This is a genomic window from Haladaptatus sp. AB618 (genome assembly GCF_024136965.1).
GTDB lineage: Archaea > Halobacteriota > Halobacteria > Halobacteriales > Haladaptataceae > Haladaptatus.
Genome location: NZ_JAMYJX010000001.1, coordinates 251,420 through 277,439, shown reverse-complemented (window position 1 = coordinate 277,439; position 26,020 = coordinate 251,420). Strand labels below are relative to the sequence as shown.

The 26,020-nt window shown below is 60.9% G+C and carries 30 protein-coding genes and 1 pseudogene; 11 read left to right on the top strand and 20 right to left on the bottom strand.

Annotation, left to right across the window (positions count from 1 at the left end):
- The first annotated feature begins 185 nt into the window (after positions 1-185).
- Complete coding sequence (locus NKF26_RS01425; RefSeq protein WP_253224957.1) at positions 186-902, top strand: hypothetical protein; 717 nt, start codon at positions 186-188, stop codon at positions 900-902.
- Positions 903-989: 87 nt separating this feature from the next.
- Positions 990-1,154, top strand: a pseudogene (locus tag NKF26_RS24335) (hypothetical protein); the annotation flags it as partial.
- Between the two features lie 26 nt (positions 1,155-1,180).
- On the opposite strand, the gene NKF26_RS01420 reads toward NKF26_RS24335, so the two are convergent.
- The 11 genes from NKF26_RS01420 to NKF26_RS01375 all read right to left on the bottom strand — a co-directional run bounded on the left by NKF26_RS01420 (position 1,181) and on the right by NKF26_RS01375 (position 13,771).
- The gene (locus NKF26_RS01420; RefSeq protein WP_253224956.1) at positions 1,181-2,236 is read right to left on the bottom strand and encodes an ATP-binding cassette domain-containing protein; all 1,056 of its coding nucleotides are present in this window, start codon (positions 2,234-2,236) and stop codon (positions 1,181-1,183) included.
- A complete protein-coding gene (locus tag NKF26_RS01415; RefSeq protein ID WP_253224955.1) occupies positions 2,229-3,902 on the bottom strand; it encodes an iron ABC transporter permease in 1,674 nt (557 codons plus the stop codon). Before NKF26_RS01415 ends, NKF26_RS01420 begins: the two co-directional genes overlap by 8 nt.
- Positions 3,903-5,033 (bottom strand): thiamine ABC transporter substrate binding subunit, encoded by a 1,131-nt coding sequence (locus NKF26_RS01410; protein WP_253224954.1) that lies wholly within the window; start codon positions 5,031-5,033, stop codon positions 3,903-3,905.
- 186 nt (positions 5,034-5,219) lie between these two features.
- Positions 5,220-6,065: a uroporphyrinogen-III C-methyltransferase gene (cobA, locus tag NKF26_RS01405; protein ID WP_253233927.1), complete on the bottom strand. Its 846-nt coding sequence runs from the start codon at positions 6,063-6,065 to the stop codon at positions 5,220-5,222.
- A gap of 39 nt (positions 6,066-6,104) precedes the next feature.
- Positions 6,105-6,233, bottom strand: coding sequence for a hypothetical protein (locus NKF26_RS24025; protein ID WP_255359047.1), 129 nt, complete (start codon positions 6,231-6,233; stop codon positions 6,105-6,107).
- Positions 6,233-7,570 carry an MFS transporter gene (locus tag NKF26_RS01400; RefSeq protein ID WP_253224952.1) on the bottom strand — a complete coding sequence of 446 codons (1,338 nt, stop codon included), beginning with the start codon at positions 7,568-7,570 and terminating at the stop codon, positions 6,233-6,235. The genes NKF26_RS24025 and NKF26_RS01400 overlap by 1 nt, the downstream gene beginning before the upstream one ends.
- Positions 7,563-9,641: an assimilatory nitrate reductase NasA gene (gene nasA, locus NKF26_RS01395; RefSeq protein ID WP_253233926.1), complete on the bottom strand. Its 2,079-nt coding sequence runs from the start codon at positions 9,639-9,641 to the stop codon at positions 7,563-7,565. Before nasA ends, NKF26_RS01400 begins: the two co-directional genes overlap by 8 nt.
- Positions 9,642-9,704: 63 nt before the next feature.
- On the bottom strand, positions 9,705-11,471 hold the full coding sequence (locus tag NKF26_RS01390; RefSeq protein ID WP_253224950.1) for a nitrite/sulfite reductase: 1,767 nt from the start codon (positions 11,469-11,471) through the stop codon (positions 9,705-9,707).
- Between the two features lie 303 nt (positions 11,472-11,774).
- Entirely contained in the window at positions 11,775-12,161 is a 387-nt protein-coding gene (locus NKF26_RS01385) for a hypothetical protein (protein WP_253224949.1), read from the bottom strand.
- 129 nt (positions 12,162-12,290) lie between these two features.
- Complete coding sequence (locus NKF26_RS01380; RefSeq protein WP_253224948.1) at positions 12,291-12,743, bottom strand: twin-arginine translocation signal domain-containing protein; 453 nt, start codon at positions 12,741-12,743, stop codon at positions 12,291-12,293.
- A 248-nt stretch (positions 12,744-12,991) separates the two neighbouring features.
- Positions 12,992-13,771, bottom strand: coding sequence for a sulfurtransferase (locus tag NKF26_RS01375; protein WP_253224947.1), 780 nt, complete (start codon positions 13,769-13,771; stop codon positions 12,992-12,994).
- 242 nt (positions 13,772-14,013) lie between these two features.
- Between NKF26_RS01375 and NKF26_RS01370 the strand changes: the two genes are divergently transcribed.
- From NKF26_RS01370 to NKF26_RS01360, 3 genes are all read left to right on the top strand, one after another.
- Positions 14,014-14,874, top strand: coding sequence for a sulfurtransferase (locus NKF26_RS01370; protein ID WP_253224946.1), 861 nt, complete (start codon positions 14,014-14,016; stop codon positions 14,872-14,874).
- Between the two features lie 174 nt (positions 14,875-15,048).
- A complete protein-coding gene (locus NKF26_RS01365) occupies positions 15,049-15,264 on the top strand; it encodes a hypothetical protein (protein ID WP_253224945.1) in 216 nt (71 codons plus the stop codon).
- A gap of 51 nt (positions 15,265-15,315) precedes the next feature.
- Positions 15,316-15,942, top strand: coding sequence for a rubrerythrin family protein (locus tag NKF26_RS01360; protein WP_253224944.1), 627 nt, complete (start codon positions 15,316-15,318; stop codon positions 15,940-15,942).
- A 17-nt stretch (positions 15,943-15,959) separates the two neighbouring features.
- On the opposite strand, the gene NKF26_RS01355 is transcribed toward NKF26_RS01360, so the two are convergent.
- Positions 15,960-16,478: a lamin tail domain-containing protein gene (locus NKF26_RS01355; RefSeq protein ID WP_253224943.1), complete on the bottom strand. Its 519-nt coding sequence runs from the start codon at positions 16,476-16,478 to the stop codon at positions 15,960-15,962.
- Between the two features lie 59 nt (positions 16,479-16,537).
- Positions 16,538-16,807 carry a hypothetical protein gene (locus NKF26_RS01350; RefSeq protein ID WP_253224942.1) on the bottom strand — a complete coding sequence of 90 codons (270 nt, stop codon included), beginning with the start codon at positions 16,805-16,807 and terminating at the stop codon, positions 16,538-16,540.
- Between the two features lie 156 nt (positions 16,808-16,963).
- Here NKF26_RS01350 and NKF26_RS01345 point away from each other — a divergent pair, with 156 nt between their 5' ends.
- Together NKF26_RS01345 and rpiA are read left to right on the top strand one after the other, a co-directional pair.
- Entirely contained in the window at positions 16,964-17,119 is a 156-nt protein-coding gene (locus NKF26_RS01345; protein WP_253224941.1) for a hypothetical protein, read from the top strand.
- A 299-nt stretch (positions 17,120-17,418) separates the two neighbouring features.
- Positions 17,419-18,105 (top strand): ribose-5-phosphate isomerase RpiA, encoded by a 687-nt coding sequence (gene rpiA / locus NKF26_RS01340; protein WP_253233925.1) that lies wholly within the window; start codon positions 17,419-17,421, stop codon positions 18,103-18,105.
- Between the two features lie 73 nt (positions 18,106-18,178).
- On the opposite strand, the gene NKF26_RS01335 is transcribed toward rpiA, so the two are convergent.
- Entirely contained in the window at positions 18,179-18,346 is a 168-nt protein-coding gene (locus NKF26_RS01335) for a DUF1931 family protein (protein WP_066140253.1), read from the bottom strand.
- 172 nt (positions 18,347-18,518) lie between these two features.
- Between NKF26_RS01335 and larB the strand changes: the two genes are divergently transcribed.
- Positions 18,519-19,286 (top strand): nickel pincer cofactor biosynthesis protein LarB, encoded by a 768-nt coding sequence (gene larB / locus NKF26_RS01330; RefSeq protein WP_253224939.1) that lies wholly within the window; start codon positions 18,519-18,521, stop codon positions 19,284-19,286.
- Positions 19,287-19,313: 27 nt separating this feature from the next.
- Here larB and NKF26_RS01325 read toward each other — a convergent pair whose 3' ends face one another.
- Positions 19,314-19,580 (bottom strand): hypothetical protein, encoded by a 267-nt coding sequence (locus NKF26_RS01325; protein WP_253224938.1) that lies wholly within the window; start codon positions 19,578-19,580, stop codon positions 19,314-19,316.
- 170 nt (positions 19,581-19,750) lie between these two features.
- Between NKF26_RS01325 and NKF26_RS01320 the strand changes: the two genes are divergently transcribed.
- Positions 19,751-19,900 carry a hypothetical protein gene (locus tag NKF26_RS01320; protein WP_253224937.1) on the top strand — a complete coding sequence of 50 codons (150 nt, stop codon included), beginning with the start codon at positions 19,751-19,753 and terminating at the stop codon, positions 19,898-19,900.
- Positions 19,901-19,925: 25 nt separating this feature from the next.
- Here the strand turns inward: NKF26_RS01320 and NKF26_RS01315 are convergent, their stop codons facing one another.
- From NKF26_RS01315 to NKF26_RS01300, 4 genes are all read right to left on the bottom strand, one after another.
- Positions 19,926-22,052: a (Fe-S)-binding protein gene (locus tag NKF26_RS01315; protein ID WP_253224936.1), complete on the bottom strand. Its 2,127-nt coding sequence runs from the start codon at positions 22,050-22,052 to the stop codon at positions 19,926-19,928.
- 87 nt (positions 22,053-22,139) lie between these two features.
- Positions 22,140-22,847: an energy-coupling factor transporter transmembrane protein EcfT gene (locus NKF26_RS01310; RefSeq protein ID WP_253233924.1), complete on the bottom strand. Its 708-nt coding sequence runs from the start codon at positions 22,845-22,847 to the stop codon at positions 22,140-22,142.
- Positions 22,844-23,587, bottom strand: a complete 744-nt coding sequence (locus tag NKF26_RS01305; protein WP_253224934.1) for an energy-coupling factor ABC transporter ATP-binding protein — start codon at positions 23,585-23,587, stop codon at positions 22,844-22,846. The genes NKF26_RS01310 and NKF26_RS01305 overlap by 4 nt, the downstream gene beginning before the upstream one ends.
- 18 nt (positions 23,588-23,605) lie before the next feature.
- Positions 23,606-24,190 carry a biotin transporter BioY gene (locus tag NKF26_RS01300; RefSeq protein WP_253224933.1) on the bottom strand — a complete coding sequence of 195 codons (585 nt, stop codon included), beginning with the start codon at positions 24,188-24,190 and terminating at the stop codon, positions 23,606-23,608.
- 127 nt (positions 24,191-24,317) lie between these two features.
- On the opposite strand from NKF26_RS01300, the gene NKF26_RS01295 reads away from it, so the two are divergent.
- Positions 24,318-24,914: a conditioned medium-induced protein 4 gene (locus NKF26_RS01295; RefSeq protein ID WP_253224932.1), complete on the top strand. Its 597-nt coding sequence runs from the start codon at positions 24,318-24,320 to the stop codon at positions 24,912-24,914.
- 230 nt (positions 24,915-25,144) lie between these two features.
- Here NKF26_RS01295 and NKF26_RS01290 read toward each other — a convergent pair whose 3' ends face one another.
- Complete coding sequence (locus tag NKF26_RS01290) at positions 25,145-25,363, bottom strand: AbrB/MazE/SpoVT family DNA-binding domain-containing protein (protein ID WP_150123039.1); 219 nt, start codon at positions 25,361-25,363, stop codon at positions 25,145-25,147.
- A 179-nt stretch (positions 25,364-25,542) separates the two neighbouring features.
- Here NKF26_RS01290 and NKF26_RS01285 point away from each other — a divergent pair, with 179 nt between their 5' ends.
- Positions 25,543-25,968: a hypothetical protein gene (locus tag NKF26_RS01285; RefSeq protein WP_253224931.1), complete on the top strand. Its 426-nt coding sequence runs from the start codon at positions 25,543-25,545 to the stop codon at positions 25,966-25,968.
- Positions 25,969-26,020 lie beyond the last annotated feature (52 nt).

Here is a 26,020-nt window from a genome sequence, read left to right as displayed (position 1 = left end):
GTCGAATCGGTGGCCGTGTTCGAACTCCCGGTCGATTCCGTTCGCCGTAGGATGACGGCCAGTCGAAAATTTCCCGGCGAGAAACGGCGAATAACCGCCGTTTCGGGCGTATAATTTCGAGTTGTCGGACCGAACGGTCTGGGCGCTTTTTGGTTTCCGGAGGTGTTGCACGTTCGGAGGAATATATGACGGGGACACCGAAATCACAGCGTCGAACGCTACTGAAGGCGGCGGGTGCACTGACCGGAATAGGTGCGCTCGGACGGATGGCGATGGCGCAGGATACCAGCAACGACGGGACGACGTACCAGACGAGCACGGTCGAAACGTCGAATCAAACCAGTACGACGAACGGGGGCGGTGGCGGAGGAGGAGGAAATCAGCGGACCATCATCCTCGGAGCACGTGTCGGCCATTGGCTTGGGTTGGCACCGAAAGAGATCGAAGGGGGTCGAAATCCGACGCTCGGACTCATTCCGACCGAGCGGTACAGGATCGTCTGGATAAACCTCGATGGGAAGGAACACGAGTTCCAGATAATCGGGCAGAAAAACGGCGAGAACGGACAGGTACTCCATCGAACCGGCCGGTCATCGAAAGCGGGAGAGACACGTGTGTTGACGTTCAAGCCGACCGACAGAATCCGGCGGTATCGATGTCGGTTCCACCCGAACAGTATGCGAGGACGGATCGATCGATCGGGACAGTTCGGCGGTGGTGGCACGTTCACGACGGGGACGACGAACCGGGGGACCAATACCACCGGGACGACGGGAACCTACAACACCCGAACCACTGGGACGTACAACACCTATACGACCGAAACGTCCAATACGGGAACGACGGGAACGTACGACACCTACACGACGAACACGACCGACACGTACACGACGAATCGATAGGGGAATCCCGGGAGGACGACGGGATATCGGAACAAACTGTTTTTCAAGTGACCTGCGAGCGAGCAACGGCCGAGCGACCATCATCGACTGGCGGACGATTCGACGACGACCACGCCCGACACGACGGTTGCAGGCAAAACGGTCACCGATACCGACGGTGGTCAAACGTCCACGAGCACCAACGACGGTGGTCAACCCGGCTTCGGTGGGGTCGTCACACTCGTCGCGTTCGTCGTCGCGGCGCTCTTCGGCGTCCGAAGGGAGCACCGAGACCTTTTTTATCGTGATTCGACCAGTTCGGTGGACGCGCCGTCGATGACGTGTGCGTCGGCCGGGTCGAACCCGACGCGCATCTGCTCGCCGTCGGGAGCCTCGGGAACGCGAAGTGTGACGGTTTTACCCATCCAGTCGAGGTGGACGCGGAACGCCTCTCCGAGGAACTCGACGTCCTCGACGGCCGCCGTGAACGAATTTTCGCCGCCGCCCAACCGGAGCGCTTCGGGACGGACACAGAACGTCACGGCGTCGGCCGTCGAACCGGGAAGGAGGAACTCGTGGTCTCGGACGACGACGCGTGAACCGTTCGGGTCTCGTGAGACGGTCTTCCCGTCGAAGACGTTGTTCTCGCCGACGAACTCCGCGACGAAGCGGGATTCCGGTCGGCGGTACACGTCCTGTGGGCGGCCGATCTGCTCGATTCGACCGTCGTTCATGACGGCCACGCGGTCGCTGATGGCGAGCGCTTCCTCCTGGTCGTGGGTGACGTAGATGGTCGTGATTCCGAGGTCGGACTGAATGCGCGACACTTGAGTTCGCAGGTCGTCGCGCAGACGGGCGTCCAGTGCGCTCATCGGTTCGTCCAGCAGGAGCAACTCGGGACCGGGCGCGAGGGCCCGAGCGAGTGCGACACGCTGTTGCTGACCGCCCGATAATTCGTCCGGGTCGCGGTCCTCGAAACCGTCCAATCCGACGAGTTCGAGCAGTTCGAGCACACGCTCGTCGCGAGTTCGCGCTCCCGGCGGGTCGCGGAAACGGAGGCCGTAGCCGACGTTTTCCGCGACGCTCATGTGTGGAAACAGCGCGTAGTTCTGGAAGACGAGACCGATGTCGCGGTCCTCGGGCGGGACGCCTTCCATCTCGCGGTCGCCGAACCGCACCGCGCCAGCGGTGAGGTCCTCGAACCCGGCGATGGTGCGGAGCGTCGTCGTCTTGCCACAGCCAGACGGGCCGACGAGGGTGAAGAACTCGCCGTCCGCGACCTGAAACGACACGTCGTTCAGGGCCGTGACACCGTCGTACTCCTTTCGAACGCCGGAGAGGGAGAGTTCAACCACTTTCCCACCTCCCGCCGAGGCGGTCGATGATGACGAAACTGACGGCGGTGACGAGGAGGAGAATGGTCCCCATCGCCGTCGCCGGTCCCAACGTCTGTTTGCCGAGGAAGCGTTCGACTGCGACGGGCATCGTGTAACTGCTACTGCCCGTGGCAAGAATAACTGTCGAGTCGAACTCGCCGATGCTGATGGCGAAGGCGAACGCCGCCCCGGCGGCCAACCCGACCGCCACGAGCGGGAGTTCGATGTCGATGAGCGTCCGGACGCGGGTCGCGCCGAGCGAGCGGGCGGATTCGACGGTTCGCCGGTCGATCCCGGCGAGCATGGGCGAGACGTTTCGCGTGACGAACGGGTACGCGGCGACGGCGTGGGCCGCGACGATGGCCATCGCGCCGCTCACCTGGATTCGAGTTCCGGCGATGGGAATCCCGAAGACGAGGCCTCGGAGCATACCCAACCCGACCATCACGCCGCTCACCGCGAGCGGGGCCATCGCCACCGCTTCCACGATTCGGCTCTTTCGCGCCCGCGTCAGGACGGAGATGACGACGCCCATCGGGAGCGCGACGAACAGGGTTCCGATACCGAACGTGAGCGAGTTACGGACGGCGACGCCGGGTTTCGTCTGGAAGGACGCGCCGGACACCTGCCGCGTCACGAGGAACTGGTAATAGCGCAAGGTAAAGCCGGACGGGCCGGTGATGCTTTCGAGAACCGTGCTGACGAGCGGCCCGAGAAACAGCACGAGGACGACGACGAGATACAGTGCGACGCCGGTCCGTTCGAGCCTTTCGACGAAACCGGTATCACCCGAGAGGAGATGTTTCCGGGCGAGCGGTCTGCTGGCGCGCGAGGCGGCGGCTTGCCGAGCCTCGTACCGAAGATAGGCGTAGGTCAGGGCGAGCGAGAGAGAGGTTTCGAGGATGGCGAGAACGGCCGCCTGTGAGTAGTCGAGGCGCTGGACGAGCGCGTACACCCAGACTTCGACGGTCTGGTACTGGAACCCACCCAGCGCGAGGACGATGGGGAAGGACATGAACGTGAAGATGAACGTGAGAAGTGCGCCCGTGAGAATCGCCGGAAGCAACTGTGGGACGAGCACATCACGGAACGCCCGAAAGCGACCAGCACCGAGGCTTCGGGCGGTTTCGACTTCGCGGGCATCGACGCTCTCCCACGCCGCGTTCGTCACGCGGGCGACGAGCGGCGCGTTGTAGAAGGCGTGTGCGGCGACGATTGCGGGTAGATTGTACAGGAGGGAGTACGGTCCGAGACCCACGACGCCGACGACATCGTTGAACAACCCGTTCTGCCCGAACATCGCCACGAAGCCGATGGCGACGAGGATGGACGGCATGACGAACGGGAGGATGGTCAGCGAACGAATCGTCCGCCGCCCTGGGAACTCGTAACGCGAGAGGATGTACGCACCCGGGAGTCCGACGGCGACGCTCGCAATCGTGGAGAGGAGCGCCTGATACGCCGTAAATCCGAAGATGTCGAAGACGTAGAAGTGGTCGGTCAGTACGTCGAGAAACGCAGAAATGCCGCCCGCGTCGGCGAAGACGATGGCGACGGGATAGTAGAACAGAACGACGAGCAGGGCGCTGGTCGCGATTCCGAGAAGTGCGAGTGCGTGTCGTTCGAGCCAGCGCCCGGTATCCATCTACTTGCTCGCAATCTGGCGCGCCCACTCATCAACCCATCCTTCGAGGTTGCCCTTGAGTTGATCGTAGGAGTAGGTGACCGGTTCGTCCGGTTCCTTGGCGTACTTGTCGAACTCCTTTCCGAGGTCGGCCCAGTCGGTCGATGGGAACGCGACGTTGAGTTGCGCTATCTTCGACTGGGCCTTCTTGGAGAGCATGAAGTCGAGGAACGCGTCGGCCAGTTTCGGCGAGTCCGTGTCGGCGAACTTCGCCATCCCCTCGGGGTTGGCGTAGCCCTGTCCGTTCAGGAAGCCGATCTGGTGTTTCTTCATGTTCTCGCCTTCACGATGGGCGTACACCTGGTCAGTGGAGTAAGAGACGACGATGGGCCGCTCGCCGTTGGAGTACGCGGTGTAGGCCGCGTCCCACGAGCCGAGGATTTGGGTGTCGTTGTTCGAAAGCCGACTCCAGTAGTCGAGATACTTCTTCTCGCCCATCTCGTGGATCGTCCAGAGCAGGAACGCCCGCCCCGTCGCGGCCTGTTGGGCGTTCTCGGTCAGCAGCGTACCCTTGAATTTCGGCTTCGTCAGTGCGTCGAACGAGCCCGGATTATCGACCTTCGTTTCGTCGTACACGAGGCTGACGTAGCCGGTATCGTACGGAACGGCCCGTCCTTTCGGGTCGAAGTTCAGGCTCTTTTTGACGTGACCGTAGTTCGAGAGCGAGTCGGTGACGGGGGTGAACAACTTTGTCCCGCCCAGTTTCTGGTCGATGGTGATGAGTTGGTCCACGTTGAGACCGACGTACACGTCTGCGTCGATATCGACGTGCTGTGCCTTTCGCTGGATGTAGTAGTTGACCTCGCTGTCCGGAGTTTGCCACTTGAGCGTCGCCTTGGGATACTTCTTTTCGAACTCCTTTTTCAGCCACGCGCCGGGCGATGTACTCGGCGCGTCCACGAGCGCGCTGTACGTTGCGACGTTCAGCGTACCGCTGAGTTGGGTCTGTGACGTCGTCTTCGCGGACTTACCGCCGGTCGAACTCGTGGAACCGGAATCCCCGGAACTGCCGGAGTCGTCGGAATTCCCGAGACAGCCAGCCAGACCGGCAAATGCCGTCCCAGTCGCCGTGAGATAGGTTCGTCGTTTCATTACTCGGTTGTTACAGTCGGTGGTACTTAACGGACGTGATACAACGAGCGAACGAACGTCAGTTCGAGAGTCGTGAGCGCTATAATGAATCCCATAACGCTATATCAAATAGACGAGTCGACAACCGACGAACGGGACGAACGATTCCTCGTTCGCTTGCTGATGGTGGTTCCGAACCGATTCGAACTATTCGCCGCGGTTCGCGCTTTCGATTTCATCGACTGCTGACGGCGGTGATGTCCACGATGCGAGAAACGACCCGGTGGCACTGGCCAAACAGTGTTCGACGGTCTCGCGGACGCGGACCACGTCGCCGACGATAGTGACCGCTGGAGGTCTCACGTCGGCAGTTCTCGCACGTTCGATGACCGTATCCAAGGTCCCAGTAACGACTCGTTCGTCGGGCAGAGTCGCGCGCTCCACCATCGCGACAGGTGTCCCGGTGTCGAGTCCGTGCGAACTGAGCGCGGCGACGTTGTCGGAGAGACGGCCGACCCCCATCAGAATCACGAGCGTTCCGCCCGCCTCGACATTCGCGGCGAGCGCCTCCCAGTCGAGAGAGGTGTCGTCCTTGGTGGGGTCCTCGTGTCCGGTAACGACGGTAAGGGTGGACGAGCAGTTGCGATGGGTAGCTGGGATACCGGCAACTTCACCGGCGGCGATAGCGCTCGTCACGCCGGGGACGATTTCGAACCATATCCCGTGGCGTGCGAGATATTCCGCCTCCTCACCGCCGCGCCCGAAGACGGTCGGATCACCGCCTTTCAATCGAACGACATCGTTTCCGGTACGACTCTCCCGGACCATCGTGTCGTTGATTTCCGCCTGTGACGTTCGTTCGCCGTCGGCGCGTTTACCCGTGTGAACGACGGTCGCATGGTCGGGGAACGATTCGACGACCTCGTCGCCGACGAGCGAATCGTGAAGGATAACGTCCGCTTCGTCGAGCAACCGCCGGGCCTTGACCGTGAGGAGTTCCGGATCACCCGGCCCAGCGCCGACGAGATGAACGGTACCCGTGGTCGTACTCATGGTTTGGACCCCGCCGATAATGTCCGGTTAACAGTCATTTTAGACCAACCATCCCGCCATGCCGTTAAAGGCCATGTACAGCGAGAAGACCGTCACGAGCACTGCGATCAGCATCTCGACGTACAGCGTGGCTTTTCCCCACTTGTACCACGAGTCGTATTCCGTCATCAGTCATCACCTCCCGTAGACGCATTCGGTGCCGGTCCGTCGCCGAGCCACCGTTCGCGGGAGCCGATGCCGTGGTCGCCGATTCCCGACTGTGAGCGCATCGCCCACAGGTAAAACAGCATGATGGGAACGAAGAACACGACGGCGACGAAAGCGTATCCCACGTGAACGTTCGGCATGAGGCCGAACATGAGCGGGTAGACGATACCCCCGGTCGTGGAGATGCCTCCGATGAACCCCGACGCCGTCCCCGGACGGTCCGGGAAAACGAGGGGAACGATGGCGAACACACCGCCGGTACCGAAGCTCACCGCGATTCCGGAGAAGGCCAGAACGACCACCGACAGCGGAAGGACGCCGAGGAGACCCACGACGGTGAGCACGATCATCAATACCGTGATGAGTATGAGGGCGGTCAACAGCCAGTGAATGCGCGGCGAGTACGGCTTGTCAGTGGCGAGAATCGGATACGGCGTCCATCCGTTTCGCTGCCAGAGATCGGACATGTAGCCCGAGAACGGTCGCCACAACGACGCGTTGAACGACTGAACGGCGGCGAACGTTCCCGCGGCGACTTGGATGGACGACGTGTCGGTGAATCCCAAGTGTCGAATGGACGCCGCAAAGCCGTCCGCGTAGTAAGTCGGCAACCACGAGTTCATCGAGATTTCCAAACCGAACGACATCGCGTAGGCCAGCATGAGTCCGATCGCGGCGTACCGCGTCCAGACGTACATCGTGTCGCTGAAGGACGTGTTTTGTCGTGCGGCTTCGGCGGTCGCACGGTCCTTCGCGGGTTGGCCGCGCCACTTGTAGACGGCCGCGATGACGAGCGCACCGATTCCGAGGTGGAGGAAGGCATCGCCGAAGTGGGTGCCGTAGAGTCGTGGGAGTACCAGCGCGCCGACACCAGCACCGACGTTTCCGGTTCCGGCGTACAGTCCCTCCGCCGTTCCGATTTCGTGCTCGTCGAACCACTGTGCGACATGCTGGATACCGACGACGAAGCTGATTCCCGCCGAGGCGACGACGAGGCGCTCCACGAACAGCACTTGATAGCTCGCGGCGAACGAGGACGCGATACTCACCACACCGGAGTACGCGAGAATCATCGCGAACGTGTTGTGCGCGCCGAGACGGTCCGCCAACCAGCCCGCGATGACGCGTCCGGGCGGCGCGAGCCAGATGGCCGAACTCGCGAGCAAGGCGAGTTGGCCGGTCGTGAGACCGTAGAACGTCCCGATACTCGTGCTGAATGCGGCAGTGGAGAACCACATCAAAAACGCCCAGAAGAACCCGACAGTGGCGATTATCAACTGTTCAACCTTGTTAGTCATCTCCCGTCACCTCCGCTCGGTTCGCCACGGTACGCTCGTCCGGTCGCGGTGCAAGCCGTACCGCACACTGTTTGTAGTTCGGTTCGTCGGAACGAGGGTCGGTAGCGGGAAGTGTCAGTTCGTTCGTCCGCGGATGGTGAATCGAGAGCCAAACGACACCCCGTGGAACCGCCGAATTCGGGTCGGTTCGAACGGGGATTTCGGCTCGTCGAGAGGTGACGACGGCGGTTTCCCCGTGTATGTCGAGGGAGTCGAGCGTGTCCGGATGCACACGCACGAGCGGTGGGGCGTCCGCCTCCGGCGGTCGGGAGCGGACGCCGGTGTTGTACCCGTCGGCGGTCCGTCCCGTCGTCAGTGTGAGCGGGAATTCCTCGTTGGTCGGTTCCGGAAGGCCTCGATGGGTGGCGGTCGAGAATCGGGCGCGGCCGGTCGGGGTTGCGAACGACCAGTCCCCGTCGTCGTGGTAGCGGTAACCACCACTCGATGTCGGGTCGGGCGCGGGCCAACGGACGGCCTTCTCCTCTTCGAGACGGGGGTAGCTGATTCCCGAGAGGTCCGCCGACGTGCCCGCCGTAAGCGTGGTCAGTTCCTCGAACACGTCCCTCGGGTTCGAACGACCCATCAACCCGGGGACGACTCCTTCGGCGATGGCGATGATGATGTCGAGGTCGGTTCGGACACCCGTCGGCGTCCCCGTTACGGACCGAACGCGGGAGACGCGTCGCTCCATGTTCATGGTCGTTCCGTCCGTCTCGCCCCAGGTTGCGGCGGGGAGGACGACGTCGGCCAGTTCGACGGTCTCGGTTCGGAAGGCATCCTGCACGACGAGGAACGCCTCGTCCAGTCGCTCGCGGACGGTCCCCGCATCGGGCAACCCGGCGACGGGGTTCGTCGCAACGGTCCAAACCGTTTCGACCGGCCCGTCGTCGACGGCTTCGACGATTCCGACCGGACCGGGTCCGGCGTCGTCGGGGAGACGCTCCGTGGAGATGTCCCACGCGTCGGCGACGACGGCCTGTTCGTCGGGGTCGTCGAACGACCTGTGACCGGGCCACGTTCCCTTGGACGAACAGACGCGCGTCCCCATGGAGTTCGCTTGCCCGGTCAGCGAGAACGGTCCCGTTCCGGGGCCGAGATTACCGGTCGCCAAACAGAGGTCTATCAGGGCACCCGCCGTCGCGGTTCCCTGCGTGCTCTGATTGACGCCCATCCCCCAGTAGAGAAGCGTCGAGTCCGCGAACGCGTCGGCGAGTTGGTCTACGACGTCGAGGGCGACGCCAGCGGTCGTCGCTCCCTCCTCCGCCGTCGGGAGGTCGGCGCGGAGTGCGTCGAAACCGGTAGTCGCGGCGTCGATGAACGCGTCGTCTATCGCGTCCCGTTCGACCAGACGGGCCAATACGGCGCGCGCGAGGGCGAGGTCCCCGCCAGGGTCGGGTGAAACGTGTGTGTCCGCGACGGTTCCCGTCTCGGATTCGACCGGATCGACGACGATCAGCCTGCTGTCGTCGTTGGCACTTTCCTGAATCCAACGAAACATGACCGGGTGGGCGACGGCGGGGTTCGCTCCCCAGACGACGTGACTACGGGCGTCCGGGATGTCGTCGTAGGTGCATGGCGGCGCGTCGCTCCCGAAGGCGTCGTAGTAGGCCGTCACCGCACTGGCCATACAGAGGGTCGTGTTGGCGTCGTAGTACCGGGTTCCAAACCCGCCGCGGGCTAACTTTCCGAGGGCGTACGCGGCTTCGTTGGTCTGTTGTCCGCTCCCGAGAACGGCGAGGCCGTCCCGGTCGTGTCCGATGGTGGATGCGAATCGTTCCACCACGCGACCGAGGGCGACGTCCCACGTCGTGGGGAGGAGTTCGTCACCCTCCCGAATCAGTGGGCGCGTCAACCACCTGCCCTCTGGCTCCTTGCTCTCGCGGATACCGCGTTGACAGGCGAGTCCCTGGTTAACCGGATGGGCAACGTCACCGCGAACGATGTCGATGCCGTAGCCAACGTCGACGCTTTGGTTGACGTGACCACAGCCGACCGCACACCGCATACACGTCGTCGGGACAGTGTTTCTCATGTGAGCGTTGCCTCGTTGAAATTCGAGTTCGACCGAACGGCGGGTCGAAGGCGGTGAATGTGCTCAGTCATTACTGGAGATCGGTGTGCCGTCCGGTGCGGTCGGAGCCGGACTTTCGCCGTTCTCGAACGGGTACCAGGCCTGCTTTGCGTCGTGAAGACAGGGGTCCTCGTAGCTCGTCTCTTCGGGTTCGGCGAGTTCGATGATGGACTCGTGGCCGGTCGCATCGACCCACTCGCGGAAGGTCTGTTCTTCCTCTCGGAGTGCGACGAATGCTTCAACGAGGTTCGCGATGAGTCCGGGCACCTCGTCGGCCGGGACACGCTGGTGGACCCACTCGATGAACGACGGTTCGTCGCCGATTCCGCCGCCAACGCCGACATCCATCGCCTCGACCATTTCTCCGTCCTTTCGAGCGCGCATCCCCTGCAAGCCGATATCCGCTGTCATGGCTTGCCCGCAATCCGCGGTACAGCCCGAAAAGTGGATCTTCAGCTGTGAAACGTCGTCGGGAAGCTCGACGTTCGTCCGGAACCATCGAAGCATCTCGGCCGTCCGTGCCTTCGTCTCGGTGAGCGCGAGCGAGCAGAACTCCGTTCCTGTACACGCCATCGCCCCGCGAGTGAACGCCGTGGGTTCGGGCGTATGCGTTTGCAGCAGGGGTTCGGCGAGCAGGTCGTCGAGTCGTGCGTCGTCGACGTCCACGATGATCGGGTTCTGTCGTCGAGTGAGTCTGATTTCGCCGCTCCCGTACTCGTCGGCGAGGTCGGCGAGGTCGATGGCCTCGTCGGCGGTGACGCGTCCGACCGGGACGTTGAGGCCGACGTAGTAGTCACCGTCGGCTTGTTCGTGGACGCCGACGTGATCGTGTTTTCCCCGTTCGTCCTGCTTTCCGGCGTTGTACGTGTACTGATCACGCAGGTCCGTTCCGGCGTGATGGAGCGGGAAGTCGACCCGCTCGGTGAGTTCCTCGCGGATGTCGTCGGTTCCCCAGTCGTCGACGAAGAAGCGGCCACGATTTTTCCGTCGGTTCTGTCGGTTGCCCTCCTCGTGATACAGTTCGACGAACGCGCGGACGATTTCGTAGGCGTTATCGGGCGTGACGAAGACGTCGAGCGACCGTGCACGGCGGGGTTCGCGTCCGCCGAGACCGCCGCCAGCGCGCATGTTGAATCCCTTCACTCGCGTCCCGTCGATGAGCTTTCGTGCGGGTTCCAAAGCGACATCGTTGATGGAATCCTGTGCACAACCCTCCCGACAACCCGTCACGGAGATGTTGAACTTCCGCGGCATGTTACATAGTACGTCATCGTCGCGCAACTGTGACTGGATTCGGTCGAGCAACTCCCGGGTCTCGACGTACTCGTGTTCGTCTTTACCCGCGACGGGACATCCGGAGATGTTTCGCATCGTATCCCCACCGGAGGAGCGAGACGAGACGCCGACGGCTTCTAGCTTATTCCAGATTTCGGGGACGTGCTCCAACTTTATCCAGTGGAGCTGAATCGATTGGCGCGTCGTGAAATCCACGAACCCGTTCCCGAACTCGGGGTTCTCGGCTGGGCCGGTCGCGTACTCACGTGCGACTTCCCCGATGGCGCGCAGTTGCCCCGGTTCGAGGATGCCGCCGCAGTTGGTCAGACGCATCATGAAATAGCTTTCTTGCCCGGTTCGCTGGTGAAACAGGCCCCAGAATTTGAACCGCGAGAACCACGCATCACGCTCGTCTTCCGGAATCGACTGCCAACCGTTCTCGGCGAATTCGAGAATTTTGTCTCTTACCGCGTCACCGTACAACTCACCTTTCCATTCTTCCTTTTTATGAACCATATTCGTCGATCACCCTGAAATCTTCTACCTGTACGTCGGAGTATCGAACAACATTCGATTTCATCTGCTAATTCCGGACAAACGCCCACACAATAAGGATAATGGACATACACATAGTAAAAATCAGTATTCCTGAATGCAGAGCAATCGTCTACAAGGAGTATTATGTATTCTAGCGTTTTATTCGAGAGAATCTGGATGAACAGGCAGACTAAGATGGGCGAGTATAGTGGGATGGAAGACTAAGATGGGCAGGAATAGTGGGGCGATCGTCCGCGCGGACGGGAGCGAACGAAACGATCCTCAGTCGACCCCCACGGACACTTCGAGCAGATCCAAGTTGCTGCTGAAGTAGGTCGCATCGTCGCCGAACCGGTATCGATCGCTCGTCGGCAGATAGCGTCGGGAGAACAGAAAGACGAAGATGGGTGTCCGATGGAAATCGTAGGTGATGACGTAGCCGTTGTACTCGTCGGGTTGTGAAATCACCTGTGTCCCGTCCGGTGGTTCGTCGAGGATCGTCACTGTGATGATTGCCGGAAGCTGAGCGACGATTCGAAACGGGACGTTCGGGAAAAAGTCCCGGGTGAACACCAATACGTCCCCCGACGGTCTGGTTCGTTGGGGTCGAACCGAATCGTCTACTCGAGCGCTCCACCGCGGCATCCCTGCTTCGTGTTCGTTGTCCATGTATTCCTCCAGCGTACTGAAATCCGCCCGTGATGTCGGTACCGCTACGGCTCTTCCCGTGAATTACGTCACCGAAAAATGGGTACCGAACCGCTTGTTTCCCCCCGATACAACTCGAATCGGCTCGTCTCACCGCAGGTTGGTGCTAAGCAGGTTGAGCGTGCTGCTGAAGACAGACGCGTCACCACTGAACTGTCGGGTGTCGCCCTGGTTTAGGGACACACCTTGTGCGAACATGAACGTGGTTATCTGTCCCTGCCCGCCGCCACCGCCGCCAAGCAGGTAGCGGATGATGTAGCCGTTGTAGTTGTCCGGCTGGGTGATCTCTGGGACGTTGCCGCCACCCGGTTTTTCGAGCAGTCGAACGGTCGTCGATTTCTCCAGCGAGTTGACGACGCGGAACTGCACGTTCGGGTGGTAGTCGTAGGTGTACACCAACACGTTTCGGCCCTGTGCCGAGGCGCTCCCGGCACTGCCTAATCCCAACGCGAGCGCGCCTGTCGCGAGCGCGCCTTTCTTCATGAACGAGCGACGTTCTTCCGATTCGACGTTTTCTGCGTCTTGTTGTTCTCTCTCAGTCATCCCTTTTCCCCCCTCCCGGGGTGACAGGCTATAGGCCGGAGCCGAAGATAAATGGGAGCGACCGTTTCGGGTGCCAATGGAAAACTATCCCGGTTAGGTTCTCACGAGCAAGCACCCCTCACTATACGGGCATCACCGATACCGAGCCGTATTGGGCGTTACAACGACGGCAACGGGCGTTACTGGGATGGAAACTGACACGCATTTCGCTCTTCGTCAGCCAACAGATATAGGATAAATAGAAAGAATCAGTCCCGTTCGAGTTTCCCGTCGGCCTCCGTCCACTCGGTGAGACTGCCCTCGTAAAAGCCGAGGTCGTCGTAGCCGAGCGAAGAGAGGACGACGTAGGTGTGGCTGATTCGACGGGCGGTGTTGCAGTAGAGGATCACCCGCTTGTCGGGGGTGACACCGTTGGATTCGAGAATCGAACGGAGTTCGTCCGGTGACTTCAGGCCGCGGGATTCGTCGTCAACGAGGTCGAGCCAATCGACGTTGACGGCGCTCGGGAGATGGCCCTCGGCGAACTCGTCCGGGTCGCGTGTATCGACGAGAACGGAATCCGGGTCGTCGATCGCGGCTTCGACCTCCTCGCGGCCGATGAGCGGGGAGGATTCCGGTTCCCGTACGTCGTAGGAAACGGGAGCGGGAGAGGGAGCGTTGGTCGTCGTTTCGTGGTCGCGTTGCCACGCGCTGAAATCCCCGTCGAGGAGGTGGAGCACTTCGTGTCCGTACAGTTCGGCGGTGACGAGGAATCGCGCCGCGAACACCCCGTGCATGTCGTCGTACGCGACGACGGTATCGTCCTCGCTGATACCGACGTTGCCGAGGAGGTCGGACCACGTCTCGGCACCGGGGAGCATTCCCGCATCGTCCGCATCGGCCGAGCGAAATTCGTCGAACGGGATGTTCACCGCACCGGGTAGGTGACCGATTCCCTCGTATTCCCACGCGTCGCGGACGTCCACGACGTGGATATCGCCCAGTCGCTCGGCGAGCCAATCGGCGGAGACGACGACGTTCTCGTGCATTACCCCTCGATACCGACGCCAGCGTCTTAGCCCTCCGGGTTCCGTCGAAACCGGCATTCGACTGGAGGTGCCGGAATATTTTGCCGGTTGTCAGGTGCCGTTCATGCGCGATGAGCCACGGATAGCGGCAAAACGGGGATTCCCCCGCGAGATACCGGGTATTCTTGCCGGGAAGCTCGACAGAAGGCGGAACCTTCCGGCAGTAACAAGAATATAACCCGAGCGTAGAAAGGGGAACGTGCATGAGCAACAGTGACTACGCCAAGGACGTACTCGTCAGCGCGGACTGGGTGGAAGACCACCTCGACGAGTTCCAGAGCGACGATACCGATTACCGACTCGTAGAGGTCGACGTTGATACGGAAGCCTACGACGACGCCCACGCGCCGGGCGCAGTCGGCTTCAACTGGGAGACACAGCTCCAGGACCAGACCACGCGTGACATCCTCGAAAAGGACGATTTCGAGGACCTCCTCGGCAGTCACGGCATCGAGGACGACACCACCGTCGTCCTCTACGGGGACAACTCCAACTGGTTCGCGGCCTACACCTACTGGCAGTTCAAGTACTACGGCCACGAGAACGTGAAGCTCCTCGACGGTGGCCGCGACTACTGGCTCGAAAACGGCTATCCGACGACCGACGAGGTCCCATCGTACCCCGAAGTCGAGTACGATGCTCGTGGCCCATTCGAGGGCATCCGCGCCTACCGCGACGACGTGGAGAAGGCCATCGACCGCGGCGTCCCGCTCGTGGACGTTCGCTCGCCCGAGGAGTACAGCGGCGAAATCCTCGCGCCCCCAGGACTCCAGGAGACGGCCCAGCGCGGCGGCCACGTCCCCGGCGCATCGAACATCTCGTGGGCAGCCACCGTGAACGACGACGGGACGTTCAAATCCGCCGACGAACTCAGTGACCTGTACGAGAGCGAAGGCGTCACGAACGACCAAGAGGTCGTCGCCTACTGCCGTATCGGCGAGCGCTCGTCCATCGCGTGGTTCGCACTCTCGGAACTGCTCGGCTACGACAACGTCGTCAACTACGACGGGTCGTGGACCGAATGGGGCAACCTCGTGGATGCACCCATCGAGACCGGCAACTGAGTCGGCCACCAACGACGCACGTTTTCTTCGGACGATCCACGCCCGACAGTCACGTCTCAGGCGGTCGATAGCTCCCCACCGCTCCCGAGCGCTATTGAGAACAACTAGCAGGGGTTATTGAGAGCGGGCCGAATCTCAATAGTACGGCGTCGCCGGGACGCCCCCGAGGACACAATGACAGGACATTTCCATACTGTCGATACACGGTCCGAATCGAAACGGAACGCCGTTGACGAACGGTCGTTCGAACTCGCATCCGTCGTTGTGGAGTACGACGGACAACCGGACAGATGTACGATTTACCCGGAAGAGGCGACCCGCTTCGAACGGATGGCGAGTTGGATAACCGCCGACGCCGACGTGTTCGTCTCGTTGGACGATATGGACTGACCCGTTACCGGGGTCGGTGATTACAAGCCGCGCGCCTTCGTACCGTGGCGTATGAATTCCGAGGAATTCCTCGACGCCGTGCGAAAGGAAAACGAAACCGCCCTCTCCCGCCTGGGGTCATCAAAGTCGCTCTACGCCGCGACCGGCGGAGAGATGGAGCCTGACGAGGTGTTCGATGCCGCCGCCGACTCCGAGTATGCCGCCGCTCAGACGTTCGGCGGATGGGCCGACGACGAGGGAGACGAGGACGCGAGCGAACTGTTCGCCGGCATCGCGGAGGTCGAGAACGGCCACTACGAGCGCGTCTCCGGAAAGGTAGACGATCACGAACCGAACGAGACGCCTGCGTTGCACGAGTATCTCCGTGGATTGGACGACACCATCGAGCGCCTCGGCGGATTCGTCGGGCGCACGCTGGCGAGCGAGAAATCGAAAAAACAGCTGACTGGCTTCTTTACCGGAAAGGCCGACCCGAAGACGGCCCAGTTGTTCCGCGATTTGAACGGTGACCTCGACGAGCAGTTGAACGACACGCTCACGCTGTTAGACGAACGCTGTGATTCGGACGAGGACTGGGAAACGGCAAAAGAGGCAGCGAAAGACGCGATTACAGCGGCCTATGACGAGTACACCGAGTCACTGGAGTCGATGGGCGTGAATCCGAAACCAGTTTGCTGAGTTCGGAAAGCGGTTTTTCAGTTCGAACGCGGCAAGTCGAACGCCCGTGTGAGTACGCGTGTCCCGTCGGGGGCCACCAGCGCAACACTGGCGTGATAATCCGCGAACAGCGGCCTTTTCAAGTGGTGCTGAACGACGTGGTTAGCACAATACGGTTTTGGAGATGTTGTCGAACTGTTGCTGGCGGTGATGATCGTTAGTTCGCCGTTCGGAAGCAGTACGGGACCGTCGATTTTGTACATGCTCTCTTTCTCGAAGGCAACGCGGTAGCCGGAAAAGTCGACGCGTGTGTCACCAGTGTTGACGAAGGTGAACGATTCCTGCTGGACGTGGTCAGCGTTGCGGATGCAACTGTAATTGAGCTGTATGTTCTCCTTCGTCGGTTTCGTCGTATTCGTCGGTGTATTGTGTTCACAACGACTGGTTTTTGTCGATTGATGGGAACCAATTTTGGCGGATCCGGGGAGTTTGGAGGCACAACCAGCGGCTCCGGCAAGGCCGACGCTGATTGCGGAGAGAAACGCGCGTCGTTTCATGATAATTACTGGAAGAAAAGAGTCAGTAATAGATCTTGTGCTCGCTACGGGATAAAAGATCAGACGCCGCTGACGGTCTCACGGTGCGCCTCGACGTGGTCGTACGCGCTCTGGATACGCTCGGCGGTGTCTTCGTCCGCGTCCTCCTTGAGTTCCGAGAGGGCGTGCATGATTCGGGCGAGTCGGCCGTGGTCCGGACCCTGGTCGGCCTGAGCGAGCGACTGAAGCGTGTCGGCCTGTGATTCGAGGCGTTCTTTGACCTCGCCGGAGGCGTCGGCACTGGCGTGTTTCAGTTCCTCTGCTGCGTGTACCAGTTCTTCGCGTGGCATGCGGGAGAGTACGCGAGCGGGCACAATAGTGCTATGGGGGACGGCGATAGCTGACGGAATCTATGACGCGACGAGTCGGGCGGAGAGACGATGGAAACAGGAGGACAGTACATGAGCGGGCGACGAGTTTTAGCGTTTCAACGGCGTTCTAGTTCCATGGCGCGAAAGCGACATCACCGCTGTAACCTCTGTGGGCGTGACTTCGAGCAGGGCGAGACGCTACGAGAACACGTAGAGCGCCGACATCCCAAAGCGGACTACCACTGGTGGGTCGTCGTCGAGGAACCCGGCGTTCTACCGTTCGAAGACTGACGCAAGCAGGTATGAACGACGCGGAGCAATGAGTCACGGGAACACGCTCGGGCGACGTTTCGATCCGAGTGACGACAGATGACGGTACAACCGGGCGCGTTCCCGTTCGAAGATCGACTCGGGCGTAACCCAAGAGGAACCGAGTTCCCTCCTCCCGAATGTGGGGAACCACATCCGAATAGTTGTATGAGAGATGCGAACCTGTAATTGACCCTTCGAAAATCCAGTTTATTTAACGGGGCGAATGTCTCCCCCTCGGGCTAGCAACCTTTTTCCGCCGTGCACCGATTTCCACGAATATGAAAACGACGGGTGGAAGCGACGAAGCGAAGCGGAATGCGGGCGAGAACGCGGCGGAAGCAGTCGAGGATGGAATGGTAGTCGGATTGGGGACGGGCAGTACGGCGGCGTACGCGACTCGGGCGCTCGGACGGATGGTGGATGCCGGACTCGACATACGGGGAATCCCGACGTCGTTCCAATCGCGGCAACTCGCACAGGAGGAAGGGATTCCACTCACCGATCTCGATTCGGTCGAAACCGTCGACGTCGCCATCGACGGTGCCGACCAGTTCGCCGGGGGCGACCTGATCAAGGGCGGCGGCGGGGCACACGCTCGGGAGAAAATCGTGGACGGTGCGGCGGAGCGATTCCTCGTCGTCGCCGATCCGAGCAAGGCTGACGAGCGATTAACCCATCCCGTACCGCTCGAAGTGCTCCCTGCCGCGCGGACGACCGTCGCCGACGAGGTTCGCCGCCTGGGCGGCGAGCCGAGTCTGCGCGAAGCGGCGCACAAGGACGGGCCGGTCGTCACGGACAACGGGAACCTCGTCATCGATTGCGAGTTCGGAGCCATCGACTCACCGGCCGAACTCGCGTGTGAACTCTCGGCGCTTCCGGGTGTGGTCGAACACGGACTGTTCGTCGGAATGGCCGACGAGATACACGTCGGAACGGACGATGGTGTCGAAGTACGGCGATCATAGCGTCGAAGGCGCTATTTCGAGGAACGCCGTCGCTGGTCGGCGATCAAAAAATGAATGAAAGGATGTTTCCGATTTACAGGTCGCGGGGCTGGACCGTCTTTCGGTCGTTCTCCTCAGCACGTCGTGCGGCGTCCTCGAGAAGTCCTGCGACTTCCTCGTCGAGTGCGTCGTAGAAGTCCGAGGCAACGTTTTTGTCGTCGAGCGCTTCCTTCACAGCCGCTTTGACAATAAGGTCTGCCATACAGGATTCACGTTCCGTAGCCCAGTTAATAAAGCTTCCCAAATTATGCGGTGAACAGCCACGAGTCGAAGAATGTGACCTACTCTGTCGAGATAGCCACAAGCTTTAAGTGAAGTAGTATCGAGTGACCGAAGACGATAGAACGGAGTAGGAGGGCCACAAAGTCCCGAATATGCGCGAACTACTCGAATCGGTCGCGGACGGCGAAGTCAGTGTCGCCGAAGCGGAAGCGAAGTTGACCGGATACGCGACGAACGGTGCCGGACGGTTCGATGCCGCCCGCGAGACACGCCGTGGCGTACCGGAGGCGGTTCTCTGCGATGGAAAGACGCCGAGCGAAGTCGCCGAACTCTCCGCGACGGCCGTCGAAACGGCAGGCAGAGCGCTCGTCACGCGAGCGGACGAGGAACACACCGAAGCGGTCCGTCGTCGCCTCGACGCCGATCACCCCGACGCCACCGTAACGATTCACGACCGGGCGAACTTGCTCGTCGCACACGGACCGGAGTTCGAGGTACCGAACATCGACGCGACGGTCGGCGTCGTCAGCGCCGGTACGAGCGACGCGATTCCCGCCGGGGAAGCGGCCGTCATCGCGGCGGAGATGGGTGCGACCATCGAGGAACTGCACGACGTCGGCGTGGCGTCCATCGCCCGGATGCTGGACGAGGTGGACACCCTCCGCGCGGTGGACGCGCTCGTCGTCGCCGCTGGCCGCGAGGGTGCCCTGCCCACGGTCGTCGCCGGACTCGTGAACACGCCCGTCATCGGACTCCCCGTTTCGAACGGCTACGGCCACGCTAGCGGCGGCGAAGCGGCGCTCTCGGGGATGTTGCAGTCCTGTACCGTCCTCTCCACCGTAAACATCGACGCTGGCTTCGTGGCGGGCGCACAGGCCGGTCTCATCGCCCGTGCGGTCGGAGGGGCGCGGGAGGAGTAGGAAAAAGAGAAGAAGTGAGTTCGAGTATCAGGCGGACTGCGTTCGGTTGTTTCGAAGTTGACGATGGACTGTAACGGCAGTGAGCGCGAGGATAGCCACCAGTAGAACCCCAAGTCCGATGGTAGCGAAACGAAGTTCGAAGAACTGCGTCACGGCGAGATACGCCCAGAAGAGGGTGTAGCTGGACCACGTGGCGAGGACGATTCGGGGTTTTTCTTGGCGGTACTGGATGTAGAGCGCGACGAGTTGCGTAATGAAACTAAACGCTGCGAGGTCGAAGAGGAGGGAGTTCATCGTCCGTGCGGTGGGCCTCGTTCCGCATAATTATTATGATTCTAACCATTTTCGGAGGAAAGATGAGTAACCCGGTCACGGTCGGAGTGTGGAACGTTCGAAAGTGATTTTCTTCATCCCATTATTGTCAATCCATTTATACAATCAGAATTCGAACAGTTGTTTGTGCGTTGATCGGTCTCTCTGCGGGCGCGGTACTCGGACCGCTGTTCGTCCCGAATCCGACGGGACTGCTCGCGGCAGCGACAGCACTCGCCGTCACGCTGCTGGACGGTGGGGGTCTCCATCGTTCGAACTGGCGGCGTCGCTCGTCCGAGTAAAAACCAAACGCGAAAATCGACGAGTTCAGGCCGAGACCTGAATCTTCTCTTCAGCGCCGAGCGCTTCCACGACGAGTTCGGCCACGTCGATGATTTCGATGTCGTCCTCGTAGCCGCCCGTTTTTCTTCCGTCCTCGTACATCGTCATGCACATCGGGCAGGCGACGACGAACTTCTCGACACCCGCTCCGGCGTCGGTGTCTTCGAGCGCTTCGCGGATGCGCTCCTCGCTCGGCTTGGAGGTCTCCTCCAAATCCATCCAGAGGCCGCCACCGCCGCCGCCACAGCAGAACGAGTTGGAGCGGTTGCGCGGCATCTCGTCTAGGGTACAACCGGTGCCTTTTACGATTTCGCGCGGTGCCTCGTACTCGTCGTTGTAGCGTCCGAGGTGACACGGGTCGTGGTAGGTGACCGTGTAGTCGAGTTCGTTTCCGGAGAGTCCCAGTCGGTCGGACCGGAACAGTTCTTCGACGACCTGCGTGTAGTGGTAGACCGGCGCGTCGAAGTCGTCGGCCATCTCCGGATACTCGTTTTTGAACGTGTTGTAGCTGTGCGGGTCGGTACAGACGATTTTGTCGAACTCGCATTCGTCGAACGCGGCGACGTTGTCCTCGACGAGCATTTCATAGAGACCTTCCTCGCCGACGCGGCGCACGTCGTTGCCGTCGTTCTGCTCGTCCTCGTAGAGGATGCCGTAGGAGATGCCCGTCTCGTGGAAGATGGTGGCGAGCGAGCGGGCGACGCGGCGGTTGCGCTCGTCGTAGGACGGGTAGTCGCCGACGTACCAGAGGAACTCCACGTCCTCGTCGCGGGCGTCGGGAATCTCAAAGTCGAGTTCCTCGGTCCACTCGGGGCGGCGGCGTTCGGGGTCGCCGAACGCGTTGCCGTTCTGGAAGACGTTCATCATCGCGTCCTGCACGTTGGCGTCCATCTGACCGGATTCGGTCAGCCGACGATTCATCTCCGTGAAAGAGTTGAGATGTTCGATTTCGACCGGGCAAGCGTCCATGCAAGCCATGCAGGCCATACAGGATTCCATCGTGCTGCTGTCGATGACGCTGGTGCCGCCGTCGGCGATGATGGGCTTTTCGTCGGTCATGCCCGCGTCGAGGTTCTCACGGTACTGCTTCAAATCGAGAATCACGTCGCGCGGATCGAGCGGACGGCCGGACGCGTTCGCGGGACAGACCGACGAACAGCGGCCACATTTCGTACAGGCGTCCTGGTCGAGAATCTGTTTCCACGAGAAGTCATCGATGTCGGAGGCACCGATTTCGTCCGGGCTGGCATCGGAGGGAACGCCCGGGAGTCGTTTGCCCGCCTTCTCGTCGCGCGTGACGACGTTGGCGAACGACGACAGCATGTGGAACGGTTTGGCGTAGGGAATCGCGGCGATGAATACGAGCGCGATGAGGGCGTGGGACCACCACGCGACCGGATACCACGTCGTGGCCGCCTGTGGGGTGACGCCCGCCGCCGAGAGCACGTCCTTGACGAACCAACCGACGAAGCTCACCGTCTCGAAGTCCACGTTACGGGTGGCGCTGGTGCCGAGGATACGGACGCCTTCGGTCAGGTAGCCGCCGACGCCGAGCAGGAACAGCGTCCAGATGAATAGGTCGTCCTCTCGCCCCGTGTGTTTGCCCCAGAGGCGTTCCTTGTGGACCCAGTAGCGGCGGTAGAGCGCCATCGAGATACCGACGACGAACAGCAGCCCCATGGCGTCCATCACGAGCGAGTAGGCCAGATAGAAGCTGCCGACGAAGAAGGATTTCTCGCCGCCGAGGAAGTAGTGGGTGAATTTCCGGTAGCCGTCCATGTCGATGGCGAGGATCGTCGTCCCGATGAGCAGAGTTAGAAAACCCCACAGGATGAACGAGTGCATCAGTCCGCCGTACAGGTCGCGGTTGAACTGCTTCTCGTTCGTGATGACGGTTTTCGCCGCACGGGTCACCCGTCCCGGCAGGTCGTCCAACCGGTCGAACCAGTCCTCTTCGCCGTCCGTGTACCGCGCGAAACGGTTGTAGACGCCGTAGAGGAAGTAGACGACGGTCACGATAGCGAGGAAATAAAACACTGCCTCGCCCATGGGACCTATTCGCCAGAACGTTGGGCGCGTCGGACCCGCCTCCGAAAGCGCGAAGATTTCCATGTTTTATCAGGAGGAGACTACTTGCTTAAATCTTGCCACCCAACCGTCTCCACGCCGTCATGCGAGAATGGAAAACGTGTTGTGAGTTTATACGAACGCCCACACGAGAAGCGATATTGTCAGCAGAATAGCGGGTAGGTCACGCCACGAAATCGCCAGACGTGGGAGCGTCGGGTTCCACGCGAAACAGCGAGCGCGGAGCGCGAGCGAGAACGTGTCGGCACGGTCGAACGCCCGAGCCAGTCCCGCCGACCCGACGAGTTCCATCCGCTCGGCGAGCGAGCGTTCGGTGCCGAGGCGAGCGGCCATCGCGTTCCGAATGGCGCGCAGGTCGGACTGTAGGACGGGGAGAAACCGGAAGACGAAGGCGACGCCCATCCCCAAAAACTGGCCGACTCGACCGGGAAGCAACCACTGTATCGCCGCGCGTGACTCCCGAACGGGCGTGGTTCGGACGAAGGCCGCGCTCACGCAGAGGACGAGCACGACGCGATAACTCGCCAATGCGGGCGCGACGGCGTCCGCCGGAACGACCCATGGCGGGCCGAGCGTGAGCGCCGCGAACGCTGGCCCGCCGAGGAGGAACGGGAACACGTACCGAAACTCGCGAAGGACCCACAGCGGGGAGGCGGAAGCGCCGAGAAGGACGACGGCAACCACGACTGTCAGAACGCCCAACCCGAGCGGCGTCGTGTGGGAGAGTGCAACGAGAGCGAATATCGTCTGAAACAGGAGTTTCACGCGCGAGTCGAGGCGTTCGGCGAACGCGCCGCTTGAACGATACACCAGTGTCATGGAGTTTCGAATCTCGTGGTGTTCGAATCATGCCGTTCGAATCGAGGCGTGTGAATGCCGAGTCGTTCGAGGTCGTCCGCAATGGTTTCGGGTGGGCCGTCAACCGCGATGGTGCCATCGTGAATCGCAACCGCGCGGTCGGCGAGCGACCAGACATCGCGCAAATCGTGCGTGACGACGATGATTCCGGTTCCGCGGTCCGAGAGGGTAGCGAGGTGGGAGACGACGGAATCACGGGCGGGACCGTCCAGTCCGGTGAACGGTTCGTCCAGCACGAGGTGGTCCGGGTCCATCGCCAGCGCACCGGCGATGGCGACGCGCTGGCATTCGCCACCCGAGAGAGTGTCGATTCGTGCATCTCGACGGTCGTCCATGCCGACCGCGGATAAGGATTCTTGGACCCGATTCTCGATTTCTTCGTGGGAGAGACCCAAATTTTCGGGACCAAAGGCCACGTCCGCGCCGACAGTTGCCGAGACAAAGGTGTCCCGTGGATGTTGAAACACCATCCCGACGCGGGTACGAGCGGCAACGAGGTCGTCCTCGACTGGCGTCTCGTCAACCAGAACGGCCCCACCATCGGGCGAGAGGAGACCGTTGAAATGACGGACGAGCGTCGTCTTGCCGCTCCCGTTCGGGCCGGAAATCACGACGAACTCGCCGTCGGGAATCGTGAGCGAGATGCCGTCGAGCGCCGCCGTGTCGCCGAATCGATGGACGAGGTTTTCGGTTGTTATCATTCGAGCGTTCTCCGGACGTTATTCGGCCGTAACGCGGTCACTCCTGACGATACCGACTGCGGCAGCGATTTTGACCGCTTCGAAGGGGATGAACGCCACAGCGGAGAGCATGAACGCATCGACGAGGCCGTAGTTGCCGTAGTAGGAGAACCCGACGGTTCCGAAAGCGTAGATGATAACAGTTCCGACGACCATACCGCTGACGAGGCGGACGATGCTCGCGGACTTGGGGTCGCGGAGCGTCAACCCGTTATGAACGATTGCGCCGATGGCGAAGGCAGCGAAAGGGTACGAGATGAGGTAGCCACCGGTCAAACCCTGGAGTTCGGCCAATCCGGCGGAGCCATTGGCGAAGACGGGCGCACCGACGACACCCGCGACGAGGTAGAGGACGAGCGATGCGGACCCCCAAAGTGGGCCGAGAAAGATTCCGGCGAGGAAAACGCCGAGCACTTGCAGGGTGATGGGAATGTTCGGTGCCAGTGGGTTCGGAAACGAAACGTACGCGAACGCACCGATGATAGCGGCGAACATCGCGGTACGGGCGATGTTCCCGACCATCTGCTCGCCGACGAGTTCGACGGATTCGGTTTCGGTCGACATGGAAGACCATCTCCGGTCAACCGGTATTAGGACTTCGGTTGACGAGCGAGTGTGTTTCAAACGACAGAGATAAATATCATACACCGCCCAACAGGTTTTTATACGATCCAAGCATCAGCTACGCGCTATGGATAAGAAGACCGAGGAACTCCGTGACATGTTCCTGAATATGACGGACGAGGCGACAGTCACGGAACGGCAGGAGGAGGCGCACGGCTCACTCAGCACGGAGGAGAAGATTCAAGAGCAGCTACTCGCCGTCGTGACGGAAATGAGGGAGCGGTACGAGTTCAACACGACGCTCGACGACGAGCAGTTGGCGACGGTCGTTCGGCGATTCTACGCGGGTGACGACGACGAGGAAATCGCCGCCGAACTCGGCGAACGAGAAGAGTCGGTGGCCCGTGCCCGGATCGATCTCCATCTGTTCACGCTCTCGGATACCGAGACCCCGTTCGAGATCGAGCGTCTCCGAATGCTCGTCGACGACGACGTTTCGACGGCCGATTGCGCAGGGGAACTCGATGTCAGCGAGGCAACCGTCCGACACTATCAGCGCGTCCTCGAAGCCAAAGACGAGGCACGAGCGGTGAACCAACAGTACACAAACGAGTTCGAGAACATATTACAGGACCGAGAGATATCCGACAGAATGACAGGAGACATTCAACAAGACGGTTTGGACGACGCGACCGACGGCATGGAAACGAACGTTTCGTTTTAATTCGATTACAGCGGTTGTTCGGTACGCTTCACAAACCGAGAGTTACCACTGTGTGAGCTGTTCCGTGGAGTTGTGCCAGTACAAAAACGTCGCGCCAACGAGCGAGAACACGAACCAGCACGCCAGTAGCATATAAACTACCTTCATTGCATTGAATGGCGACGCCCGGCTATTAACAGTTGCCATTTCGCGTCCCAGTTCAACGGTCGATTACCACCCCGATAAACTCGCTACTCCTGTTCCGGAAGCTTCGTCAGTGTAATCGAGTCGGAAGCCGCATGTATGACGACATCGTCGTCCACGCTCATGTTGACGAGCTCCATTACGTCCGGCGGAATCGTAACCACTATCGAACCACCTGATTTTCGGAGCGTTCGTATACCGAGTGGGTGTGCTTGCTCTTCCTGTTCGTCGTCGTCCAGAAATCGGAGATGCGGAATATTCACCATCGATTCACCACCTTCTCCTGTAGACGCTTGGTCAGCAAAAGTACGACGTTCGTTTACGAAATCGTACTGTGTCAGATGGAAGTAATGGGGGACAGAGCGAGTCAGAAAAGGATCTAATTTCTTAAACGGACGACGGCGCTAAATGCGAAACTCCCCTTCGTCCACACGGGGGAAATAGTATGGCAACAACAGACCGAGTAGTTGAGAGAGAAATAACGTATACGCCACGAACGTACAAGGCAGGCGGCTTCCTGCTGATGTTAGCGGGGGTTATCGGCGCGATCGTTGGACTTGGACTCCTCATCACGAGTGCGGGTATTTCGCTTCTCGGGTTGAGTGGGCTTGGTGCTGCGACTGCCGGTGGTGTCGTCCTCGTGTTCTCGGTCATCGAGTTCGCGGGTGGCGCGTCGGCGTATCGGGGTCACAACTGGTACGGTAGCATGACTGCAGGCGTGCTGGGGTTGGTGACGTTCTTCACGTTGCCACTCGACCTCATGGGGACTTTCCTCATCGCGCTCGGTGAAGGCCAGTTCGACCACGCACAGGAAGAGCAGTTGCGGGAAGAGCATGTGCGAGAAGAGGAAGAAGTAACGCCGGTCGAATAATCACCCCGTCGTTCGGACGGAGTGACATCCATTTTTTCGAGCGATCAGTAAA